The organism is Streptomyces sp. NRRL S-31, from assembly GCF_000718775.1.
Classification (GTDB): Bacteria; Actinomycetota; Actinomycetes; order Streptomycetales; family Streptomycetaceae; genus Streptomyces.
In genome coordinates this window covers 42,360-62,419 of sequence record NZ_JOCB01000023.1, presented here as the reverse complement: position 1 = coordinate 62,419, position 20,060 = coordinate 42,360, and the positions used below count along the sequence as shown (strand labels likewise).

Here is a 20,060-nt window from a genome sequence, read left to right as displayed (position 1 = left end):
GCGTCGCCTCCCTCGTCTGCCCGGACAGGTCGATCCGGGTCGGTGAGGGAAGGAAATCGGCGACGTGGCCCGTGACGGGATGATGAACTGGGATCGCTCACGGTTCATTCATGGTCACTGACGATGACACGGGGCGGGGTTTCGATGGACACGCAGGACGAGGAGATCACCGTCGAGCAGGCAGCCGAGAACTTCGCGGCCGAACTTGCGCGATGGCGGGAAGTACGCGGCATGTCCAAGCGGGCGCTTGCGCAGGCCATGGGCTTCGACCCGTCCTATGTCAGCCACATGGAATCCGGCCGCCACAAGCCCACCGAGGAGTTCGCCCGTCTCGCCGACGAGGCCCTGAACGCCGGCAAGGCGATCTGGCGGCGCTGGGGCGACTATGAGCAGGCCAAGACCCGTGAGGCGCGTGCCAAGCGTCCGCTATCGGCTCCGCCGGCTCCACGCAGGCCCGAGCAGCCGTATGCCACCGGATCCGCCCTCATCGTCGAACACGACGCCGCCTGCCTGAAGTACGACGGCCGCAGCTACCGGCTCACCATGCGCCGCCTGCTGAGAAACACCGGCACCGAGCCGGTGACCCGCTACCTGATCCGGATCAGCGTCGACCGCTACCCCGGCGACCCCGAGCGCTCCAACGCCCACTACCGCGCCCACCCGCTGACCTGGGACGAGCTCGCCCTCACCGCCACCTGCCGGGGCGAAACGATGCGCTGGCAGGCCAAACACGACCGCGACGCCTTCAAGGAAGTCTGGCTGCTGTTCGACAACGAACACGGCCGCTTCCCGCTCTACCCCGGCGAATGCGTGTGGATCGAGTACGCATACACCGTCGGCGACGACAAGTGGGGCAACTGGTTCCAGCGAGCCGTCCGCCTGCCCACCGAACAACTCGAAGTCCAGCTCGCCTTCCCCGCCGACCTCGACCCCGTCGTGTGGGGGACGGAGACCTCCATGACCGCCGAAGCCTCCCCGCTGCGTACCCCACCCGTCCGCAGCGACGATGCCGGGCTACGGCAATTCACCTGGATCACGACCACACCCGCCCTCCACGCTCGGTACCGTCTGGAATGGCGGTTCCGAGCACGGCCAGAAGGCGAAGCAGATCAAGGGAGTTCAGGTGATTGAGGTGCGGCCCAGCCAGCGCATGCGAGACCTCGGCGTCGTCCAGCACGGCGCCGGCATCCTCACCGAACCGGCCCGCGCTTTCGACCTGCCTGCCGAACACGACGAGGCCGAACGCATCGTGGACGAACTGTTCGCTGCGATCGAACGCATCGGCCAGGTCCACCCCTTCGCCAAGGGCATGGGCATCGCCGCCCCGCAGATCGGCATCGCCCGCGCTGCGGCCGTCGTCCTTCCGCCTGAGGACGCCCCGGCCGTCATCCTTCTCAACCCGCGGATCACCGAGCATTCGGCGGAGACGGACGAGCAGTACGAGGGCTGCCTGAGCTTCTTCGACGTCCGCGGCCTTGTCCCCCGCCCGCTGAAGATCACGGTGGTGGCCACCACCCTGACCGGCGAGACCACGACCACCGTGTACGAGCGCGGGCTCGCCCGCCTCATCCACCACGAGATCGACCACCTCGACGGCCTGCTGTACACCGCGCGCATGCGAGCCGGGGTCGGCCCCATCCCCGTGGAGGAATATCGGCAGACAGGCCGGGCCTGGGCGTACGAGTAGGTCTCTGCCGCTCGCCAGCGAGCCTAGAACGCGTCGATGAGGGCCTGCCTCAGCTGATCACGGGCAGGTGTCCCAGCCAGGCCGTCCGGCGTCCGGTACACCCGCGACCGCGCCCCGCTGGCCGATGTCCGCAACGCCTTCCGCAAGCTATCCCTCAGGTAGGACGCGTAGCGTTACATGCCGGAAGGCTCCCCCGAGGGTCTTCCTCGGGGGAGCCTTCCGTTGTGCCGCCTGCCGACGTGAAGGGTGAGAAGACGATCACGAGGCAGGACGTTCGGGTGCTCTACGCCGTCACGGGCGAAGGAGCAGGCTGTCGCCGCGCTCCTTGGCGGCGGCGTAGCGCTTGGCAACGTCCTGCCAGTTGACGACCTGCCACATGGCCTCGATGAAGTCGACCTTCTGGTTCTTGTACTGCAGGTAGAAGGCGTGCTCCCAGGCGTCGAAGACCAGGATGGGCGTGGATCCCTGGCCGACGTTGCCCTGGTGGTCGTAGACCTGCTCCACGATCAGCCGCCCGCTCAGCGGCTCGTAGGCGAGGACACCCCACCCCGAACCCTGCGTGGTGGCGGCGGCCTTGGACAGCTGGGCCTTGAAGCCGGCGAAGGAGCCGAAGGACTCCGTGATGGCGTCGGCCAGGTCACCGACGCCGTCCTGGGCGAGGGGCTCGCCGCCGCCGTCCTTCGGGCCGGTCATGTTCTGCCAGTAGATCGAATGCAGGATGTGGCCGGAGAGGTGAAAGGCCAGGTTCTTCTCCAGGCCGTTGATCGAGCCCCACGACTCCTTGTCCCGCGCCTCGGCCAGCTGCTCCAGGGTGTCGTTCGCACCCTTCACGTACGCCGCGTGGTGCTTGTCGTGGTGCAGCTCGATGATCTCCGGGCTGATGACCGGGGCGAGCGCCGAGTAGTCGTACGGAAGCTCAGGGAGCGTGTAAAGCGCCATGTCCAACGTCCTCCGACGTTATTGCGAGGTCTATGCAGCTGCACGCTAACAGCAAGAACGGTACCTTGCGATCAGGCGTTGGACCTAGGACTTCATCCCCCATGTCGCGCCGGTCAGGTGACGGCAGTCCGCGACCCGGGCTCCTCGATGGCGGCAGGAAAGGCAGGCAGGTGACCATGACCCCGCCGTCGGCTCACGATGACGCGGCGACGGTGCCGGAGCTCTCGGCGCTGCTGCGGCACCACGGCCTGCGCCGCACCCCCAGCCGACTGTGCACCCTGAGGTTGCTGTGCGCGTCCGGCGAGCATCTCTCCTCTGCGGAAGTGTGCGCCGAACTGCGACAACTGGGCCTGCCGTTCGATCAGGCGACCGTCTACCGGACTTTGGAAACCCTGACGGAGGTGGGTCTGGCGCATGCCGTCCACGGCCCGGGGCTCAAGCGGTACGGCGTCAGTTCGGAGCCACATCACCACACAGTGTGCGAGGAGTGCGGGCGAGTGAGGGATCTGGCGATCGATCACGTGAGGGAGGCCATGGAGCGGATCACGGAGCTGACCGGTCTGCGCGCCGGCACGTCGGGCTCGCTGCTGCTCTACGGCCGATGCGCCCGCTGCAGCGAGTAAGTCAGTTCCGGTCACGGGTGCGGGAGGCCGCCGTCGAAACGGACGCTGTCAAAGGCATGACGCCCCGCACCCTGCCGACGCCGGGAGTACCGCTTCAGCACTCCCAGCCAGCCGACCTTCCCCGAATCTAGTGCTTATTGCGAACTACTCGCAATAAGCGGGTGCGTCACCCGTCGCCCTCAAGGTCGCCCTCGGTCTCCAGGTAGACCTGCCGCAGCTCGGCCAGTACCTCCGGGTCGGGCTTCGCCCACATTCCCCGCGACTCTGCCTCCAACAGCCTCTCGGCGATGCCGTGCAGCGCCCAGGGGTTCGCCTGCTGGAGGAACTCCCGGTTCGTCGGGTCCAGAACGTAGGTTTCGGTGAGCTTGTCGTACATCCAGTCGGCGACCACGCCGGTCGTGGCGTCGTAGCCGAACAGGTAGTCCACGGTGGCGGCGAGTTCGAAGGCGCCCTTGTAGCCGTGGCGGCGCATCGCCTCGATCCACTTCGGGTTGACCACACGGGCGCGGAAGACACGTGAGGTCTCCTCCACGAGGGTGCGGGTACGGACCGTTTCCGGGCGGGTGGAGTCGCCGATGTACGCCTCGGGAGCCGTGCCGCGCAGGGCGCGGACGGTGGCGACCATGCCGCCGTGGTACTGGAAGTAGTCGTCGGAATCGGCGATGTCGTGCTCGCGGGTGTCGGTGTTCTTCGCCGCGACGGCGATGCGCTTGTACGCCGTCTCCATGTCCTCGCGGGCCGGGCGGCCGTCGAGTGCGCGGCCGTAGGCGTAGCCGCCCCAGACGGTGTACACCTCGGCGAGGTCGGCGTCGGTGCGCCAGTCGCGGGAGTCGATGAGCTGGAGCAGGCCGGCTCCGTACGTCCCCGGGCGGGAGCCGAAGATGCGGGTGGTGGCCCGGCGCTCGTCGCCGTGCGCGGCCAGGTCGGCCTGGACGTGAGCCCGGACGTGGTTCATCTCGGCGGGCTCGTCCAGGGAGGCTGCCAGGCGTACGGCGTCGTCCAGGAGGCCGATGGTGTGCGGGAAGGCGTCGCGGAAGAAGCCGGAGATGCGCAGGGTGACGTCGATGCGGGGGCGGCCCAGCTCCTCGTACGGGATGGGCTCCACGCCGGTCACGCGGCGGGAGGCGTCGTCCCAGACCGGGCGGATGCCGAGCAGGGCGAGGGCCTCGGCCACGTCGTCGCCGGCGGTGCGCATGGCGCTGGTGCCCCAGAGGGAGAGGCCGACGGATGTGGGCCAGTCGCCGTTGTCCGTGCGGTAACGCTCCAGCAATGACTCGGCGAGGGCCTGGCCGGTCTCCCAGGCCAGGCGGGACGGTACGGCCTTGGGGTCGACGGAGTAGAAGTTCCGGCCGGTCGGCAGGACGTTCACCAGACCGCGCAAGGGCGAACCCGACGGCCCTGCGGGGACGAAGCCGCCGGCCAGCGCATGCACGGTGTGGTCGAGTTCAGCCGTGGTGGCTGCCAGACGTGGGACGACCTCGCGGGCCGCGAACTGAAGGATGGCGGCGACCCGTTCGCCGTGCTCGGTGGGTACAGCGGCCGGGTCCCAGTCGGCGTCCTCCATCGCCTGCACCAGAGCGCGGGCCTGTTCCTCGGCGGCGTCGGCCGTGGTGCGGGTCGCGGTGGACTCGTCCAGGCCGAGGGCTTCGCGCAGGCCGGGGAGGGCCGTGGTGCCGCCCCAGATCTGGCGGGCGCGGAGGATGGCGAGGACGAGGTTGACGCGGTCGGCGCCGGTGGGCGGGGTGCCGAGGACGTGGAGGCCGTCGCGGATCTGGGCGTCCTTGACCTCGCACAGCCAGCCGTCGACGTGGAGGAGGAAGTCGTCGAAGCCATCGTCGTCGGGCCGGTCGTCTAGGCCGAGATCGTGGTCGAGGCGGGCGGCCTGGATGAGGGTCCAGATCTGGGCGCGGATGGCCGGGAGCTTCGCCGGGTCCATGGCGGAGATCTGGGCGTACTCGTCCAGGAGTTGTTCCAGGCGGGCGATGTCGCCGTAGGAGTCGGCGCGGGCCATGGGCGGGACGAGGTGGTCGACGAGGGTGGCGTGGACGCGGCGCTTGGCCTGGGTGCCCTCGCCGGGGTCGTTGACCAGGAACGGGTAGATCAGGGGTAGGTCGCCGAGGGCGGCGTCGGGGCCGCAGGCGGCGGAGAGGCCGGCGTTCTTGCCGGGCAGCCATTCCAGGTTGCCGTGCTTGCCGAGGTGGATCATCGCGTCGGCGCCGAAGCCGCCGTCCGACTGAGAGGTGGCGATCCAGCGGTAGGCGGCCAGGTAGTGGTGGGAGGGCGGGAGATCCGGGTCGTGGTAGATGGCGATGGGGTTCTCGCCGAAGCCGCGCGGGGGCTGGATGAGGATGAGCAGGTTGCCGAAGCGCAGGGCCGCGAGGACGATGTCGCCCTCCTTGTTGCGGCTGTGGTCGACGAACATCTCGCCGGGCGCCGGGCCCCAGTGCTCCTCCACCGCCGTGCGCAGCTCCTTCGGGAGCGTGGCGAACCAGCGGCGGTAGTCGGCGGCAGGGATGCGGATCGGGTTACGGGCCAGCTGGTCCTCGGTGAGCCAGTCCTGGTCGTGTCCACCGGCTTCGATGAGCGCGCGGATCAGCTCGTCGCCGTCGCCGGAGGCGAGCCCGGGGACGTCTCCGGAGCCGAAGTCGTAGCCCTCCTCACGAAGACGCCGCAGCAGGGCGATCGCGCTGGCGGGGGTGTCCAGGCCGACCGCGTTGCCGATCCGGGAGTGCTTGGTCGGGTACGCCGACAGCACGAGCGCCAAGCGCTTGTCTGCGGCCGGGATGTGCCGCAGGCGGGCGTGGCGTACGGCGATTCCGGCGACCCGGGCCGCTCGCTCCGGATCGGCGACGTACGCCGGGAGGCCGTCGGCGTCGATCTCCTTGAAGGAGAACGGCACGGTGATCAGGCGGCCGTCGAATTCGGGGACGGCGATCTGGCTGGCCGCGTCGAGAGGGGAGACTCCTTCGTCGTTCTCCTCCCACGCGGTGCGCGAGCCGGTCAGGCAGAGGGCTTGGAGGATGGGGACGTCCAGCGCGGTGAGCGCGCCCGCGTCCCAGGACTCGTCGTCCCCGCCGGCCAACGCCTCGGCGGGCTTGGTGCCGCCGGCCGCCAGCACGGTCGTGACGATCGCGTCGGCGGCCCGGAGTTCCTCGATCAGTTCGGGCTCAGGGGCGCGGAGGGAGGCGACGTACAGGGGAAGGGGTCGTCCGCCGGCTTCCTCGACGGCGTCGCACAGGGCGTGCACGAAGGCGGTGTTGCCGCTCATGTGGTGGGCGCGGTAGTAGAGCACGGCGACGGTCGGGCCGGCGGCAGGCTGGGACCGGCGCTCCAGCGGGCCCCAGGTCGGCGCCGGTGCCGGCGCCTCGAAGCCATGGCCGGTGAGCAGGACCGTGTCCGACAGGAACCGGCCGAGTTGTTCCAGGTTGGCGGGACCGCCGTGGGCAAGGTAGGCATGCGCCTCGGCAGCGATGCCCACGGGGACCGTGGAGGACGCCATCAGCTGGGCGTCCGGGGCCTGTTCGCCGGTGAGGACGATGACGGGGCGGCCGTCGGCCAGCAGCAGGTCGAGCCCGTCCTGCCAGGCGCGCAGCCCGCCCAGGAGACGGACGACGATCAGGTCCACGCCGTCGAGGAGGGCCGGGAGGTCGTCGAGCGTCAGGCGGGCCGGGTTGGCGAAGCGATAGGCGACCGGGCCGCCCGCCGCGCGGGCGCTGAGCAGGTCGGTGTCGGACGTCGACAGGAGCAGGATGCGGGGGTACGAGGGTCGCCCCCCGGAAGAATGCAGCATGCGGCGTCGGCCTTCCTCGGGGTCCGCGCCCCGGGCGGTGTTGGACGGCGGGAGTTCCTGGCTCGCCCTGCCCCGAAGGGCGGGCTCACAGTGGCGGGACCGCGCCGGAGTCGCACCGGGCTTCCTCCCCTGTCGCCGTCTTGGCGGTGGTGGACCGGGTGATCCACCGAGCAGCATAGTAAGGGGCACTGGGACAGTGCGGGGCATACGTTTGGTCTGATCGTCGGTATGCTCGCCGCCATGTCCACAGCTCCCGTACCTCCGTCTCCGCAGACCACAGCGGTCTCACGGGACCGTGGTGACGCCTGTCCGGGTGCACTGCGCCTGCATGCGGCGGATGACGGCGCGCTGGCTCGCGTGCGCATCCCAGGGGGCGTGCTGCGGGTCGATCAGGCTGTGGCGCTCGGATTGGCGGCGCGCGAGTTGGGGGACGGAGACCTGCATCTGACCTCGCGGGGCAATGTGCAGCTGCGAGGTCTCGACGCCGGCTGCGGTGGGGAGTTGGCGGACCGGCTGGGTGAGGCCGGTCTGCTGCCGTCCCACCGGCACGAGCGGGTCCGCAACATCGTCGCCTCACCGCTGTCCGGGCTCGACGGACGAGGGCACGCCGACGTACGGCCGTGGCTGCGGGCGTTGGACGATCTGATCTGCGCCAGCGAGACGGCGGCCGGGCTGTCCGGACGGTTCCTCTTCGCCCTCGACGACGGGCGGGGGGATGTCGCCCGCCTCGACGCCGATGTGACGGTGCAGGCGACGCCGGACGGAGACGCGGCTCTGCGCATCGGGGCCTGCGACCACCTCGTACGCGTGGGTGCGGAGGACGCGCCCGCAGCAGCTCTCCTTGCCGCAGAAGCCTTCCTTCAGGCGGGTCGGGGGCGGGTGTGGCGAGTGGCCGAACTGACCGAAGGCGCAGAGCATTTGATCCGCGAAGTCGTGCGACGACTCAAACGGGCCCGCGCCGTGGTAGCACCGTCGTGGCCCGTCGGCTCACCGCCGCGTCCGGGGATCATCGCGCATCCCGACGGTGGTACCAGCCTGTCCCTCCTCGCCCCACTCGGCCGCATTTCCGCAGTCCAGTGGCAGGAGTTGTCAGCTGCCGCGTCGTCCGAACTGCGCCTGACACCCTGGCGTGGAGTGGTCCTTCCCGAGGTCTCCGCCGATCGGCTCGCCGACCTCGCCGACGCCGGCCTGATCACTCATCCCGCATCCCGGTGGCTGGGCGTCGGCGCCTGCATCGGACGGCCCGGCTGCGCCAAGTCGCGCACGGACGTCCGCGCGGACGCAGCGGCGGCACTCGACGCGGGCGGCGGGCTCCCCGCCTACTTCTCCGGCTGCGAGCGGCGCTGCGGCAGACCACGTGGCGACCACGTCGACGTCGTCGCCACCGAGACCGGCTACCGGATCTCCGTCGTACGAGACGGACACACAGGCGCCGCCACCACGATCGACGACCCTTCGCAGCTCACCGCCGCCCTGGCGGCGGCCCGCACGGACGACACGGATGACTAGGAGCACGGTGTTCGAGTACGAGAAGGACGGCGCGGCCATCTACCGCCAGTCCTTTGCCACCATCCGCGCCGAGGCGGACCTCGCGGGCCTGCCCGCCGACGTCAGCCAGGTCGCGGTCCGGATGATCCACGCCTGCGGAATGGTCGACCTCGTGCGGGACCTGGCCTACACGCCCGCCGTCGTGGCCCGGGCCCGCGAGGCCCTGCGCGCCGGGGCACCCATCTTCTGCGACGTGCAGATGGTGGCCAGCGGCGTGACCCGCAAACGGCTGCCGGCCGGCAACGACGTGATCTGTACGCTCTCCGACCCGGCCGTACCGGAGCTGGCGGCGAAGCTGGGCACCACACGCAGCGCCGCCGCGCTGGAGCTGTGGCGGGATCGTCTGGAGGGCGCGGTCGTCGCCGTCGGCAACGCGCCCACCGCGCTCTTCCGCCTCCTGGAAATGATCGAGGAGGGCGCGCCCCGCCCGGCCGCCGTCATCGGCGTACCCGTGGGCTTTGTGGGTGCCGCCGAGTCCAAGGATGCTCTCGCGGAACACCCCTCCGGCCTTGAGCACTTGGTGGTCCGTGGCCGCCGGGGCGGCAGCGCCATCGCGGCGGCAGCCCTCAACGCGATCGCGAGCGAGGAAGAGTGAGCGGCAAGCTGTACGGGGTGGGGCTCGGCCCCGGAGACCCTTCGCTGATGACCGTGCGCGCGGTGGAGGTCATCGCCGAGGCGGACGTGATCGCGTACCACAGTGCCCGGCACGGTCGGTCGATCGCGCGGTCCATCGCGGCCAAGCACATCCGCGAAAGCCACATCGAGGAGCCGCTGGTCTACCCGGTCACCACGGAGACCACCGACCACCCGGGCGGCTACAAGGGCGCGATGGAGGACTTCTACGCCGAGGCGTCGACGCGGCTCGCCGCGCATCTCGACGCCGGCCGTACGGTCGCCGTCCTCGCCGAGGGCGACCCGCTCTTCTACGGCTCCTACATGCACATGCACAAGCGGCTCGCCGACCGGTACGACACCGAGGTGATCCCGGGCGTGACGTCCGTGAGCGCTGCGGCGGCCCGGCTGGGTGCCCCGTTGGCGGAGGGCGAGGAGGTGCTGACGATCCTGCCGGGCACGCTGCCCGAGGAGGAGCTGGCGGCTCGCCTCACCTCGACGGACGCCGCAGTGGTCATGAAGCTGGGCCGGACCTTCCCCAAGGTGCGACGGGTGCTGGAAAGTTCGGGTCGGCTGGGCGAGGCGAGGTACGTCGAACGAGCCACCATGTCCGGAGAGCGGCTCGCCGAACTGGCAGACGTCGAGGCGGAGTCGGTGCCGTACTTCTCGGTCGCCGTGCTGCCCAGCCAGGTCGACACCGAGCCGTCGGCACGCGAGTGGGGTGAGGTCGTGGTCGTCGGCACCGGCCCGGCCGGGCCGCTGTGGCTGACCCCCGAGTCACGGGGCGCGCTGGCCGCCGCAGACGACCTGGTCGGCTATACGACCTACCTGGACCGCGTGCCCGTGCGACCGGGTCAGCGCCGCCACGGCTCCGACAATCGCGTCGAGGCCGAGCGCGCCGAGTTCGCCCTACAGCTCGCCCAGCGGGGGCGGCGGGTGGCGGTGGTCTCCGGGGGCGATCCGGGGATCTTCGCGATGGCCACTGCCGTCTTGGAGGTCGCCTCGCAGGAGGAGTACCGGGACGTGCGGGTGCGGGTGCTGCCCGGGGTGACCGCCGCCAACGCCGCCGCGGCGAGGGCCGGCGCGCCCCTCGGTCACGACTACGCGACCATCTCCCTCTCCGACCGGCTCAAGCCGTGGGACGTCATCGCGGACCGGCTGCGCGCGGCGGCCTCGGCGGATCTGGTGCTGGCGCTGTACAACCCGGGCTCGCGCAGCCGTACCTGGCAGGTGGGCAAGGCCAGGGAGCTGCTGCTGGAGCACCGGGCGCCGGACACTCCGGTGGTGGTCGCGCGGGACGTGGGCGGCTCCGGTGAGCGCATACGGATCGTGCGGTTGGCCAACCTTGATCCGGCCGAGGTGGACATGCGCACGATCCTGCTGGTCGGCTCCTCCCAGACACAGGTGGTGCGGCGAGGGAACGGCGAGGAGGTCGTCTGGACGCCCCGCCGCTACCCGGAGGCGTGAGTGCGGGTGCGGCGCCGCTCCCATGCGGGGCGGCGCCGCGAGTGCTCCTACTCGGCGGTCTGCTCCGCCGGGGCCGGCTGGGCCAGGCCCGCCGTCCACTTCTCCTCGATACGGCCGACCTTCCACACCAGCAGGGCCACGGCCCAGGTGGCGAAGAACAGGCCGACGATGACGTAGCCGATGATGTTGAGGTCGAGCCCGGAGACCCAGTCCCAGAAGACGCCGTGCAGGTCGGCCTTCTCAGCGATGAGACCGAGGAGTTCGACTGTGCCGATGATCAGGGCGACGGCCACGGACAGACCGGTGATGGTGAGGTTGTAGTAGACCTTGCGGACCGGCTTGGAGAACGCCCAGCCGTAGGCGAAGTTCATGAACGAACCGTCGATGGTGTCCAGCAGGGACATGCCGGCCGCGAAGAGGATCGGCAGGCACAGGATCGCGTACCAGGGCAGGCCGGAGGCGGCGCCCGAGCCGGCGAGGACGAGGAGGGCGATCTCGGTCGCCGTGTCGAAGCCGAGGCCGAAGAGCAGGCCCAGCGGGTACATCTGCCACGGCTTGGTGATCGACTTCATGACGCGGCCGAGGAGCCGGTTCATGAAGCCGCGGTTGTTGAGCTGCTCCTCCAGCGCCGCCTCGTCGAAGTGGCCGGTGCGCATCTGCCGGAAGACCTTCCAGATCCCGACCATGATCACCAGGTTGATGATCGCGATGACGTAGAGGAAGGTCCCGGAGACGGTCGTACCGATCCAGCCGGTGATGCTGTGCAGCTCGGAGTTGTCGTTCTCGACCGGTCCCGCCAGCGACTTGACGCCGAGGGAAAGCAGGAAGGCCAGCGCGAAGACGATGGAGGAGTGACCGAGGGAGAACCAGAAGCCGACCGACAGCGGGCGCTGTCCCTCGTTCATCAGCTTCCGGGTGGTGTTGTCGATGGCGGCGATGTGGTCGGCGTCGAAGGCGTGCCGCATGCCCAGGGTGTACGCGGTGATGCCGATACCGATGCCGAAGGTCTTGGTGCCCAGGCTGTAGTGCTCGGGAGCGACGATTGCGACCAGCGTGAACCAGCCGATGACGTGCAGCGCCAGGATGAAGGCGGCCATCCCGCCTACACTGGCCCATTCCTTGCGGGTCATCGACGTGCGTATGCGGTGCCACGAGATACCGCGGCCGGTGCCTGGGGTGGCAGGGCGGGGAGAAGCGGAATCAGGAGCGGTGGTCATGAAGACGCGGGCCTTACTGCTCGGCGAGCGGCTGTTTTCAGCCGCGCCTTCCAGGTTTCTGCCAATAGGTCGCAACAACAAGATGCCCGCAGTAAAGCTGGGATAAGGGTTCAGTCAGCAGCGCGAAAAGTCCCCTGCTCAAGGCGGTCGCTGATCCAGTCGGCCGCCTGGCGCGAATCGGCCACTGATGGCACGCCTTCGGGGACCGGTGGACGACGGACCACCACCACCGGCAGCCCCGCCTCGCGGGCGGCCGTGAGCTTCGGCGCGGTGGCCGCTCCCCCGCTGTCCTTGGTCACGACCACATCGATGCCATGGCGGAGCAGCACCTCACGCTCCCCGTCCAGGGTGAAGGGGCCACGGTCGAGCAGGACCTCCATGCGGGCCGGATGCGGAGGCTCGGGTGCGTCCACGGACCGTACGAGGAACCACAGGTCCTCCAAGTGCGCGAAGGCGGCCAGGCCCATGCGTCCGGTGGTCAGGAACACACGCCGCCCGAGCGTGGGCAGCAGCCCGGCGGCCTCCTCCAGCGAACCGGTCTCGTGCCAGACGTCCCCCTGGCCGGGGACCCAGCCGGGGCGGCGCAGCGCGAGCAGGGGAACATGGGCCATGGCGGCGGCCGTGGCCGCGTTGAAGCTGATCGTTCCGGCGAAGGGGTGGGTGGCGTCGATGAGTACGTCCACGTCGTGCGCGCCCAGCCACTCGGCCAAGCCCTCGGCACCGCCGAAACCGCCGATCCGCACCTCGCCCGGTGGCAGCCTGGGGGCAGCCACCCGCCCCGCCAGGGAGTTCGTCACCTTCAGATCCGGTGCTTCGGCGGCCAGCATCTCGGCCAGGCGGCGGGCCTCGGTGGTCCCTCCGAGGATCAGCACGTGCACGACGATTCCGTCCCGTTCATCAACGTTGCGTTACGAGTAGTGAGGCATGAGCAGCAGCACCGAGGCGAAGGGCGGCCGTAGCGCCCAACTCAAGCACACCGGCCTGCGCCCCGGCTGGACCACCGGCGCCTGCGCGACCGGCGCGGCCACCGCCGCGTACACCGCGCTGCTGACCGGCGACTTTCCCGACCCGGTGACGATCACCCTGCCCAAGGGACAGACCCCGGCGTTCGCGCTCGCCGCCGAGGAGCTGACCGGCTCCTCCGCCATGGCGGGCATCGTCAAGGACGCGGGCGACGACCCCGACGTCACGCACGGCGCGCTGGTAAGGGCCACCGTGCGACGACTGCCCGCAGGCTCGGGCGTGGTCTTCAAGGCCGGGCCCGGCGTCGGCACCATCACCCGCCCCGGACTGCCGCTCCCGGTCGGCGAACCGGCCGTCAACCCCGTCCCCCGGCAGATGATGCGCGACCACGTCGCCGCCGTCGCCCGGCAGCACGGCGACGGCGGCGACGTGGAGATCACGGTCTCCGTCGACAACGGCGAGGAGATCGCCCGCTCCACCTGGAACCCACGCCTCGGCATCGTCGGCGGCCTGTCCATCCTGGGCACGACCGGCATCGTCGTGCCGTACTCGTGCTCGGCATGGATCGACTCCATCCGCCGGGGCGTGGACGTGGCGCGGGCGGCAGGCCGTACGCACGTGGCGGGCTGTACGGGCTCCACCTCGGAGAAGACCGTCGTGGCCGCGTACGGCCTGCCGGAGGACGCCCTGCTCGACATGGGCGACTTCGCGGGCGCGGTCCTGAAGTACGTCCGTCGGCATCCCGTCGACCGCCTCACTATCTGCGGCGGCTTCGCCAAGCTGTCGAAACTGGCGGCCGGCCACCTGGACCTGCACTCCGCCCGCTCCCAGGTCGACAAGGGCTTCCTCGCCGAGCTCGCCCGCCGGGGCGGTGCTGACGAGTCCCTGGCCTCCGAGGTCGCGAACGCCAACACCGGCCTGGCCGCACTCCAGTCGTGCACGGCGGCCGGGGTCCCGCTCGGTGACCTGGTGGCGGTCGCCGCCCGTGACGAGGCCCTGTCCGTGCTGCGGGGCGCTCCCGTCGCGGTCGACGTGATCTGCATCGACCGGGCGGGGGCGATCGTGGGGCGCAGCACAGTCCGCTGAGACCACGGGGAGACCAGCCGCCTTCAGCCGTCAGGGAAAACAGCTCGCCGGCGACCTGCCCGTGCGAAAAACTCAGGGAATGCGTGATCGTCTGCAAGCGTCATCGGACCTCTGGTTGCGGCGGTGGTCACCGAGAGACGTCCACTCCGTGTTGACGGCGTTCGCCGATCCTTTGATGGCTTGGCAGGCCCCTGAGGCGATGTCATCCGTGTCGGCGGTGGAACGGTGGCTTGCCGCCAAGGACGAGGAGTGGGCCTGCGGATCAGGTTTCGCCTTTGCGGTAGTCGACCTCGCGGACACCGTGCTGGGTCATGTCGCCGTCAGTGCGACAGACCGTCGCCACGGGACGGGATGGGTGTCGTACTGGACGACAGCAGCGGCCCGGGGCCAAGGCGTCGCCTCACTCGCCTGTCGCACACTGAGTCGCTGGGCCTTTGAGGAAGCCGGGCTCTTCCGCCTGGAGTTGGGCCACCGGGTCAACAACCCGGCCTCTTGCCGTGTGGCCAGGGCTGCTGGGTTCCTCACGGAAGGAATCCAACGCCAGAAGCTGGAGTACGACGGTGTCCGCTACGACGTCGAACTCCATGCACGGCTGGCAACCGACGCGCCACCCCCCGGCCGGTCCTGAGGACATCCGGGCGCGTCGCCTGGATCAGCTCACCGCACGCCTTGCGGGCCAGGCATCTCAGGCGTGCCGCTCGCGCTCCGGTGAGTACAGGTGGCTGTCGCGAAACTGCTCGGCGCCCAGCGTGCGGCCCACCATGATCACGGCGGTGCGCAGGACACCGGCGGCCTTCACCTGTGCGGCGATGTCGTCGAGGGTGCCGCGCAGGATCAGCTCGTCGGGGCGCGAGGCATAGGCGACCACGGCGGCGGGGCAGTCGGCGCCGTAGTGCGGCAGCAGCTCCTCGACCACGCGGTCCACGTACTTGGCGGCCAGGTGCAGCACGATCAGCGCCCCGCTGCGGCCAAGGGTGGCCAGATCCTCGCCCTCGGGCATCGCGGTGGCGCGGTTGGCCACGCGGGTCAGGATCACGGTCTGGCCGACCGTCGGCACAGTCAGCTCCCGCTTCAAGGAAGCAGCCGCCGCGGCGAAGGCGGGCACTCCCGGCACCACCTCGTACGGCACACCGGCCGCGTCCAGCCTTCGCATCTGCTCGGCGACCGCGCTGAACACCGAGGGATCGCCCGAGTGCAGCCGTGCCACGTCATGACCTTCCCGATGCGCCCGGACCAACTCGGCCGTGATCTCGTCCAGGTTGAGCTGAGCGGTGTCCACCAGACGGGCGTCCGTAGGGCATTCGGCCAGCAGCTCGCGCGGGACGAGGCTGCCCGCGTAGAGGCAGACCTGGCAGGCGGCGAGGGTGCGGGCACCGCGCACCGTGATCAGGTCGGCGGCACCGGGGCCGGCGCCGATGAAGTACACGGTCATCTGTCCACTCCTGGAAGAGGGGGGTTGAGGGTCTTCTCCACGGCCCACTGGGTCACCGGCATCGCCTGCCGCCACCCGGTGAACCCACCCACGGGCACGGCGTGGGCCACGGCGAGCTTCACCAGCTCACCGCCGTATCGCCGGTAGGCGTCGGTGAGCAGTGCCTCGGACTCCAGCGTCACGGTGTTGGCGACCAGCCGGCCGCCGACCGGCAGCGCGGCCCAGCAGGCATCGAGCAGACCGGGCGCGGTGAGTCCGCCGCCGATGAACACTGCATTAGGCAGCGGGAGTTCGGCCAGCACGTCAGGTGCCGCACCAGTGACGACGCGGAGCCCGGGCACGCCCAGTCGCTCGGCGTTTCGCGCGATCCGCTCCGCACGCACCGGGTCCCGCTCGACGGTGACTGCCCGGCAGGACGGGTGCGTGCGCATCCACTCGATCGCGATCGACCCCGATCCCCCGCCGATGTCCCACAGCAGTTCGCCCGGCGCGGGCGCGAGCACGCCCAGCGTGGCGGCTCGGACGTGACGTTTGGTGAGCTGCCCGTCGTGCTCGTACGCGGCATCCGGCAGCCCTGGAACGGCGCCGAGCCGGGGTCGATCGGTGTCCGGTGCGCGGCGGACCTCGACGGCGACGATGTTGAGGGGATCCCCGGGCGGGTGCGGCCAGTCGTCGGCGGTGCCCTCGGCCGTCGTACGTTCCTTCTCCCCGCCGAGCTGTTCCAGCACCCGCATCCGACTCGGCCCGAAACCTCGGTCGCGCAGCAGGGCGGCGACCTCGCCGGGCGTGGTCGCGTCGGCGCTGAGGACGAGGAGCCGGCGCCCGTGGTGGAGCGCGGCGGCGAGCCGCGCGCCCGGGCGGCCGACGAGGGTGACGACCTCGGTGTCTTCCAAGGGCCATCCGAGGCGTGCGCAGGCATAGGAGACGGAGGAGGGGTGCGGCAGCACCTGCACCGCGCCGGCGCCCAGCTCCTCGATGAGGGTCCGCCCGATGCCGTAGAACAGGGGATCGCCGCTGGCCAGGACCGCGACGCGGCGACCGGCGTGGGCAGCGAGGAGGCCACGGACCGCAGGCCGCAGCGGCGAGGGCCAAGGAACCCGCTCACCCTGGCACTCGGCGGGCAGCAGTGCGAGGTGCCGGGTGCCTCCGATGAGCACCTCTGCATCGATGAGCACGCCTCGCGAAGTCTCGGGCAGTCCGCCCCACCCATCGGCCCCGATCCCGACCACGGACGCGGCCGGCGGTACAGGATCGGGGCGATCAGCGTCGGGATGCGCGGGGCTCACTACCTGCTACCTCGTTCGTCAAAGGGCCGGTGGCGCACTCTACTGGGCCCCGACCAGCATCTTCGCGCCCAGGTGCACAACACGGAGCCTTATTGCACACTACTCGCAACAACTTATGCATCGCAGAGAGGGGTGAGCATGGGCTCTCCCGTCGTGCTCGGAATCGAGTCGTCCTGCGACGAGACCGGCGCGGGACTCGTCCGAGACGGGCGGCTGCTCGGCTACGCCGTGGCGTCGAGCATGGACGAACACGCCCGCTACGGCGGCGTCGTACCGGAGATCGCGGCGCGGGCACACGTCCACGCGGTCCGGCCGGTAGTCCAACGCGCCCTGGACGAGGCCGGACTGCGGCTGACCGACATCGGGGCGGTGGCGGTGACCACCGGGCCGGGCCTGTCCGGCGCGCTCCAGGTCGGACTGGCCGGGGCGAAGGCACTGGCGTACGCACTGGGCGTCCCGCTCTACGGCGTCCACCACCTCGCCGGCCACGTCGCCGCCGACACCCTCGAACACGGCCCGCTGCCCAACCCCTGCATGGTGCTGATCGTCTCCGGCGGCCACACCTCTCTACTCCTCGTCCGGGACCTCGCCCGCGACCCGATCACCCATCTCGGCGACACCCTCGACGACGCCGCCGGCGAATGCTTCGACAAGGTCGCGCGGGTCTTCGGGCTGCCGTACCCCGGTGGCCCGGCCATCGACCGGACAGCACGCGCCGGGGATCCGCGCGCCGTCCCCTTCCCCCGCCCGCTGCCGGGCTCGTACGACTTCTCCTTCTCCGGGCTGAAGACGGCGGCGGCACGCTGGGCCGAGAGTCACGCGGGCGCCGAACTGCCGGTCGAGGACGGGGCCGCGTCCCTTCAGGAAGCGGTCGCTGATGTGCTGACCCGTAAGGCAGTCGCGGCCTGCGTCGAGTACGGCGTGGGCACGCTGGTCGTGGTCGGCGGAGTCGCAGCGAACTCGCGCGTCCGCTCTCTGGCCGAGGAGAGGTGCCGGGCCGCGGGTATCGAGCTGCGTGTGCCGCCGCTGTGGCTGTGCACGGACAACGGCGCGATGATCGCCGCCGTCGGTGACCTCCTCGTACGGGCCGGAGCCGAACCGGCCCCCCTGGACGTGTCCATCGACCCGTCGGCGCCCCTGGAGTACGCCGCCCTTCATCCCACGGCCAGGACGGGAGTGGCCGCCTGATGACGTCGGACATCCGCGTCTTCCAAGACGATCACCTGCTGGAGCACTCCGACGCCCTGCGCTCCGTCTACGTCGACGCCTTCTGCGCCCCGCCCTGGAACGAGGACGAGGAGAAGGCCACCGCGTTTCTCCGCCGACTGGAGCAGGACGTCAAGCGCCCCGGATTCACAGCAGCCGTCGCCTTTTCAGGGCCAGACATCTCCGGCTTCGCCACCGCGTGGACCACCCTGACCCCCTTCCCCGACGACCGCTGCTACCCCCAGGCAGCCGCGGGGCTGGGCTCCCAGCGCACCACGGAGTGGCTGTGCGGAGCCCGCGAGATCGACGAACTCGCCGTTCGCCCCGTGGCCCACGGCACCGGAGTGGCCGCCGAACTGCTGGAGGCGGTCACTGCGGACGCCCCGGAAGGCCGCTCCTGGCTGCTCACCTCGGTCCGGTCCTCCCGGGCCATGGCCTTCTACCGCCGCCAAGGCTGGATACAGGCCACCCACCCATCCGCCGAGGGCAAGGGCATCGCCGTCTTCCTCGGCCCCCGTCATCCAGCACGCGCCCTAGCCGCCCCACCTCTCTGAACCCCGAAGCAAGAGGAGGAACAGCGCCATGACTGTCACGGCCCACATCGACACCACCCGCCCCGTGGCGACGCTCATCAACGTCTTCACCGTCTCCCCCGACCGTCAGGCCGAGCTGATCGACCTGCTCGCCCAGGCGACCGAGGAGACGATGAAGCGGCAACCCGGCTTCATCTGCGCCAACTTCCACGCCTCCCTCGACGGCGAACGCGTCATCAATTACGCCCAGTGGGAGAGCGAGGAACACTACCGGACGATGCTCGCCAACCCCGAAGCACGGGTCCACATGGACAAGGCGGCCACCATCGCCACCGACGTCCAGCCGCGCCTATTCCGGGTGGCGTCGGCGCACCGCCGATGAACCGGCCCTCGCCCCGAATGCCGGAGCCGGCCCCCGACCGTCCGGCACCGGAGCACACACCACGAATCGACCTTCTCCGCTGATTGCCCTACACCCTCCCCCACCACCGGCCACACTGTCCCGTACGGAAGAAAGCAGGGATACATGGCCGGTACCACAGCAATACGGCTGGGGCTGCGGCACTGCCGCACCAGCCTGACGGATCAGACGCACCTCAAGGATTCGGCCTCCAGAAGGAGGACCTTCTCCGCCGCCTTGCACCAGTTCGAGGAGCAGATGAAGGCGGCCGAAGTCGTCTCACCCGCCACACGGCCCATCAACCTGTACTACGGCCTCGTTCAGGCTGGCCTGGCGATGACCGCCGCCCACGCAGCGGGAACGTGGACCTTCGACAAGCACGGTCTGAAGATCCCCGACATGAAGTCCGGCATTCCTGACATCACAGTCCGCCCCGAGGGCGCCGGCGCCTTCCAAGCGGTCTCCGACGCCACCGGGTCCCCACATCCGACCGATGCCGTCAGCCTCGGCGCTGTGTGGAACTCGCTTCCCGATCTGGCCGAGGTGCCCCTTGAAGGAACGGACTCCGCTCCTGCAATCGACCTCCTGGCAAGCCGCTACCCGGCTGCCAAGACCTCGGACGACTGGCCGAACAGCGCCGCCAGCACTCCTGCGGAGTTCGTCTGCGCGACGATCTGGGTAAACGAGCAACTGCCGTCGCAGCCAGACAGAAAGCCGTGGTTCGAGGACCTCATCACCAAGTACGACGGCCTCTCGGGTGCACAACTCTGGGACGCAGAAGGCGACGCATTCGAGGAGGTCCGCCCTGGGCGCTTCTCCGTCGAGCTGTGCTGGCCGGCTCCCAAGAGCGGAATGCGGGAGGCGGACATCGAGGAGTTCTTCGACATCCGGGCTCCCGTCCACCGCTTCAACGACGACCGCTACCTGCGCCCCGCCCTCGAACCCACCAAGGCACCACCCACCCCGCTGATGTCCTGGTGGCTGCTCCTCTACAGCTTCTCCATGCTGGCTCGCTACCAGCCGCGCAAGTGGACGGACGCCCTGGACATCGACAAGTCCCCCGACGCGGCAGCCTTGGAGTACGCCCTCGACACGGCCCTTGAAGTGATCCCCCACCTGGTCCTGGAGGGTCTGCGCCAGAGGCCGGTACTGCTCTCCAAGCCTCTGTCCATGTAGGAGTTCCGGTACGGACAGAACCTGGGCAACGACGCCGCTGGGCGCCTTGCCAGAACGGATCCAGCACACATGAGGTCGGGAAACCCCGTGAAGAC

The 20,060-nt window shown here is 70.2% G+C and carries 18 protein-coding genes and 1 riboswitch; of the genes, 12 read left to right on the top strand and 6 right to left on the bottom strand.

From position 1 onward, the window contains the following. The first annotated feature begins 144 nt into the window (after nucleotides 1–144). Nucleotides 145–1,131, top strand: a complete 987-nt coding sequence (locus tag IF37_RS0112035; protein ID WP_030740452.1) for a helix-turn-helix transcriptional regulator — start codon at nucleotides 145–147, stop codon at nucleotides 1,129–1,131. Then, the gene (locus IF37_RS0112030; protein WP_030740449.1) at nucleotides 1,124–1,687 is read left to right on the top strand and encodes a peptide deformylase; all 564 of its coding nucleotides are present in this window, start codon (nucleotides 1,124–1,126) and stop codon (nucleotides 1,685–1,687) included. Before IF37_RS0112035 ends, IF37_RS0112030 begins: the two co-directional genes overlap by 8 nt. Nucleotides 1,688–1,978: 291 nt before the next feature. Here the strand turns inward: IF37_RS0112030 and IF37_RS0112025 are convergent, their stop codons facing one another. Continuing rightward, the gene (locus IF37_RS0112025) at nucleotides 1,979–2,626 is read right to left on the bottom strand and encodes a superoxide dismutase (protein ID WP_030740446.1); all 648 of its coding nucleotides are present in this window, start codon (nucleotides 2,624–2,626) and stop codon (nucleotides 1,979–1,981) included. A 176-nt stretch (nucleotides 2,627–2,802) separates the two neighbouring features. On the opposite strand from IF37_RS0112025, the gene IF37_RS39285 reads away from it, so the two are divergent. Next, a complete protein-coding gene (locus IF37_RS39285) occupies nucleotides 2,803–3,249 on the top strand; it encodes a Fur family transcriptional regulator (protein ID WP_037856325.1) in 447 nt (148 codons plus the stop codon). 166 nt (nucleotides 3,250–3,415) lie between these two features. Here the strand turns inward: IF37_RS39285 and cobN are convergent, their stop codons facing one another. After that, nucleotides 3,416–7,039, bottom strand: a complete 3,624-nt coding sequence (gene cobN / locus IF37_RS0112015; protein WP_052845119.1) for a cobaltochelatase subunit CobN — start codon at nucleotides 7,037–7,039, stop codon at nucleotides 3,416–3,418. Between the two features lie 51 nt (nucleotides 7,040–7,090). Next, a riboswitch (cobalamin riboswitch) is annotated at nucleotides 7,091–7,166 on the bottom strand. A 101-nt stretch (nucleotides 7,167–7,267) separates the two neighbouring features. Between cobN and IF37_RS0112010 the strand changes: the two genes are divergently transcribed. Genes IF37_RS0112010 through IF37_RS0112000 form a run of 3 tightly spaced genes read left to right on the top strand, consistent with a single transcriptional unit; the run spans nucleotide 7,268 to nucleotide 10,666 of the window. Then, a complete protein-coding gene (locus tag IF37_RS0112010; RefSeq protein ID WP_030740431.1) occupies nucleotides 7,268–8,548 on the top strand; it encodes a cobalamin biosynthesis protein CobG in 1,281 nt (426 codons plus the stop codon). Beyond that, a complete protein-coding gene (locus tag IF37_RS0112005; protein ID WP_030740430.1) occupies nucleotides 8,541–9,182 on the top strand; it encodes a precorrin-8X methylmutase in 642 nt (213 codons plus the stop codon). Before IF37_RS0112010 ends, IF37_RS0112005 begins: the two co-directional genes overlap by 8 nt. Next, nucleotides 9,179–10,666, top strand: coding sequence for a precorrin-2 C(20)-methyltransferase (locus IF37_RS0112000; protein ID WP_030740428.1), 1,488 nt, complete (start codon nucleotides 9,179–9,181; stop codon nucleotides 10,664–10,666). Before IF37_RS0112005 ends, IF37_RS0112000 begins: the two co-directional genes overlap by 4 nt. A gap of 47 nt (nucleotides 10,667–10,713) precedes the next feature. Here the strand turns inward: IF37_RS0112000 and IF37_RS0111995 are convergent, their stop codons facing one another. Continuing rightward, nucleotides 10,714–11,796, bottom strand: coding sequence for a HoxN/HupN/NixA family nickel/cobalt transporter (locus IF37_RS0111995; protein ID WP_037856312.1), 1,083 nt, complete (start codon nucleotides 11,794–11,796; stop codon nucleotides 10,714–10,716). A 197-nt stretch (nucleotides 11,797–11,993) separates the two neighbouring features. Then, on the bottom strand, nucleotides 11,994–12,761 hold the full coding sequence (locus tag IF37_RS0111990; protein WP_030740423.1) for a cobalt-precorrin-6A reductase: 768 nt from the start codon (nucleotides 12,759–12,761) through the stop codon (nucleotides 11,994–11,996). A gap of 46 nt (nucleotides 12,762–12,807) precedes the next feature. Between IF37_RS0111990 and IF37_RS0111985 the strand changes: the two genes are divergently transcribed. After that, nucleotides 12,808–13,932, top strand: a complete 1,125-nt coding sequence (locus IF37_RS0111985) for a cobalt-precorrin-5B (C(1))-methyltransferase (RefSeq protein WP_030740420.1) — start codon at nucleotides 12,808–12,810, stop codon at nucleotides 13,930–13,932. A 79-nt stretch (nucleotides 13,933–14,011) separates the two neighbouring features. Beyond that, on the top strand, nucleotides 14,012–14,560 hold the full coding sequence (locus IF37_RS41935) for a GNAT family N-acetyltransferase (RefSeq protein WP_079165690.1): 549 nt from the start codon (nucleotides 14,012–14,014) through the stop codon (nucleotides 14,558–14,560). Nucleotides 14,561–14,617: 57 nt separating this feature from the next. Here IF37_RS41935 and cobM read toward each other — a convergent pair whose 3' ends face one another. Both cobM and IF37_RS0111975 read right to left on the bottom strand, forming a co-directional pair. Further along, nucleotides 14,618–15,364, bottom strand: coding sequence for a precorrin-4 C(11)-methyltransferase (gene cobM, locus IF37_RS0111980; protein WP_030740418.1), 747 nt, complete (start codon nucleotides 15,362–15,364; stop codon nucleotides 14,618–14,620). After that, a complete protein-coding gene (locus tag IF37_RS0111975; RefSeq protein ID WP_030740415.1) occupies nucleotides 15,361–16,650 on the bottom strand; it encodes a bifunctional cobalt-precorrin-7 (C(5))-methyltransferase/cobalt-precorrin-6B (C(15))-methyltransferase in 1,290 nt (429 codons plus the stop codon). Before IF37_RS0111975 ends, cobM begins: the two co-directional genes overlap by 4 nt. A gap of 138 nt (nucleotides 16,651–16,788) precedes the next feature. On the opposite strand from IF37_RS0111975, the gene tsaD reads away from it, so the two are divergent. The 4 genes from tsaD (at nucleotide 16,789) to IF37_RS0111955 (ending at nucleotide 19,965) form a co-directional block, all read left to right on the top strand. Next, on the top strand, nucleotides 16,789–17,838 hold the full coding sequence (gene tsaD / locus IF37_RS0111970) for a tRNA (adenosine(37)-N6)-threonylcarbamoyltransferase complex transferase subunit TsaD (RefSeq protein WP_030740412.1): 1,050 nt from the start codon (nucleotides 16,789–16,791) through the stop codon (nucleotides 17,836–17,838). Next, nucleotides 17,838–18,410 (top strand): GNAT family N-acetyltransferase, encoded by a 573-nt coding sequence (locus IF37_RS0111965; RefSeq protein WP_030740409.1) that lies wholly within the window; start codon nucleotides 17,838–17,840, stop codon nucleotides 18,408–18,410. Before tsaD ends, IF37_RS0111965 begins: the two co-directional genes overlap by 1 nt. Nucleotides 18,411–18,438: 28 nt before the next feature. Beyond that, a complete protein-coding gene (locus IF37_RS0111960; protein ID WP_030740406.1) occupies nucleotides 18,439–18,771 on the top strand; it encodes an antibiotic biosynthesis monooxygenase in 333 nt (110 codons plus the stop codon). A gap of 144 nt (nucleotides 18,772–18,915) precedes the next feature. Further along, a complete protein-coding gene (locus IF37_RS0111955) occupies nucleotides 18,916–19,965 on the top strand; it encodes a hypothetical protein (protein ID WP_030740403.1) in 1,050 nt (349 codons plus the stop codon). Nucleotides 19,966–20,060 lie beyond the last annotated feature (95 nt).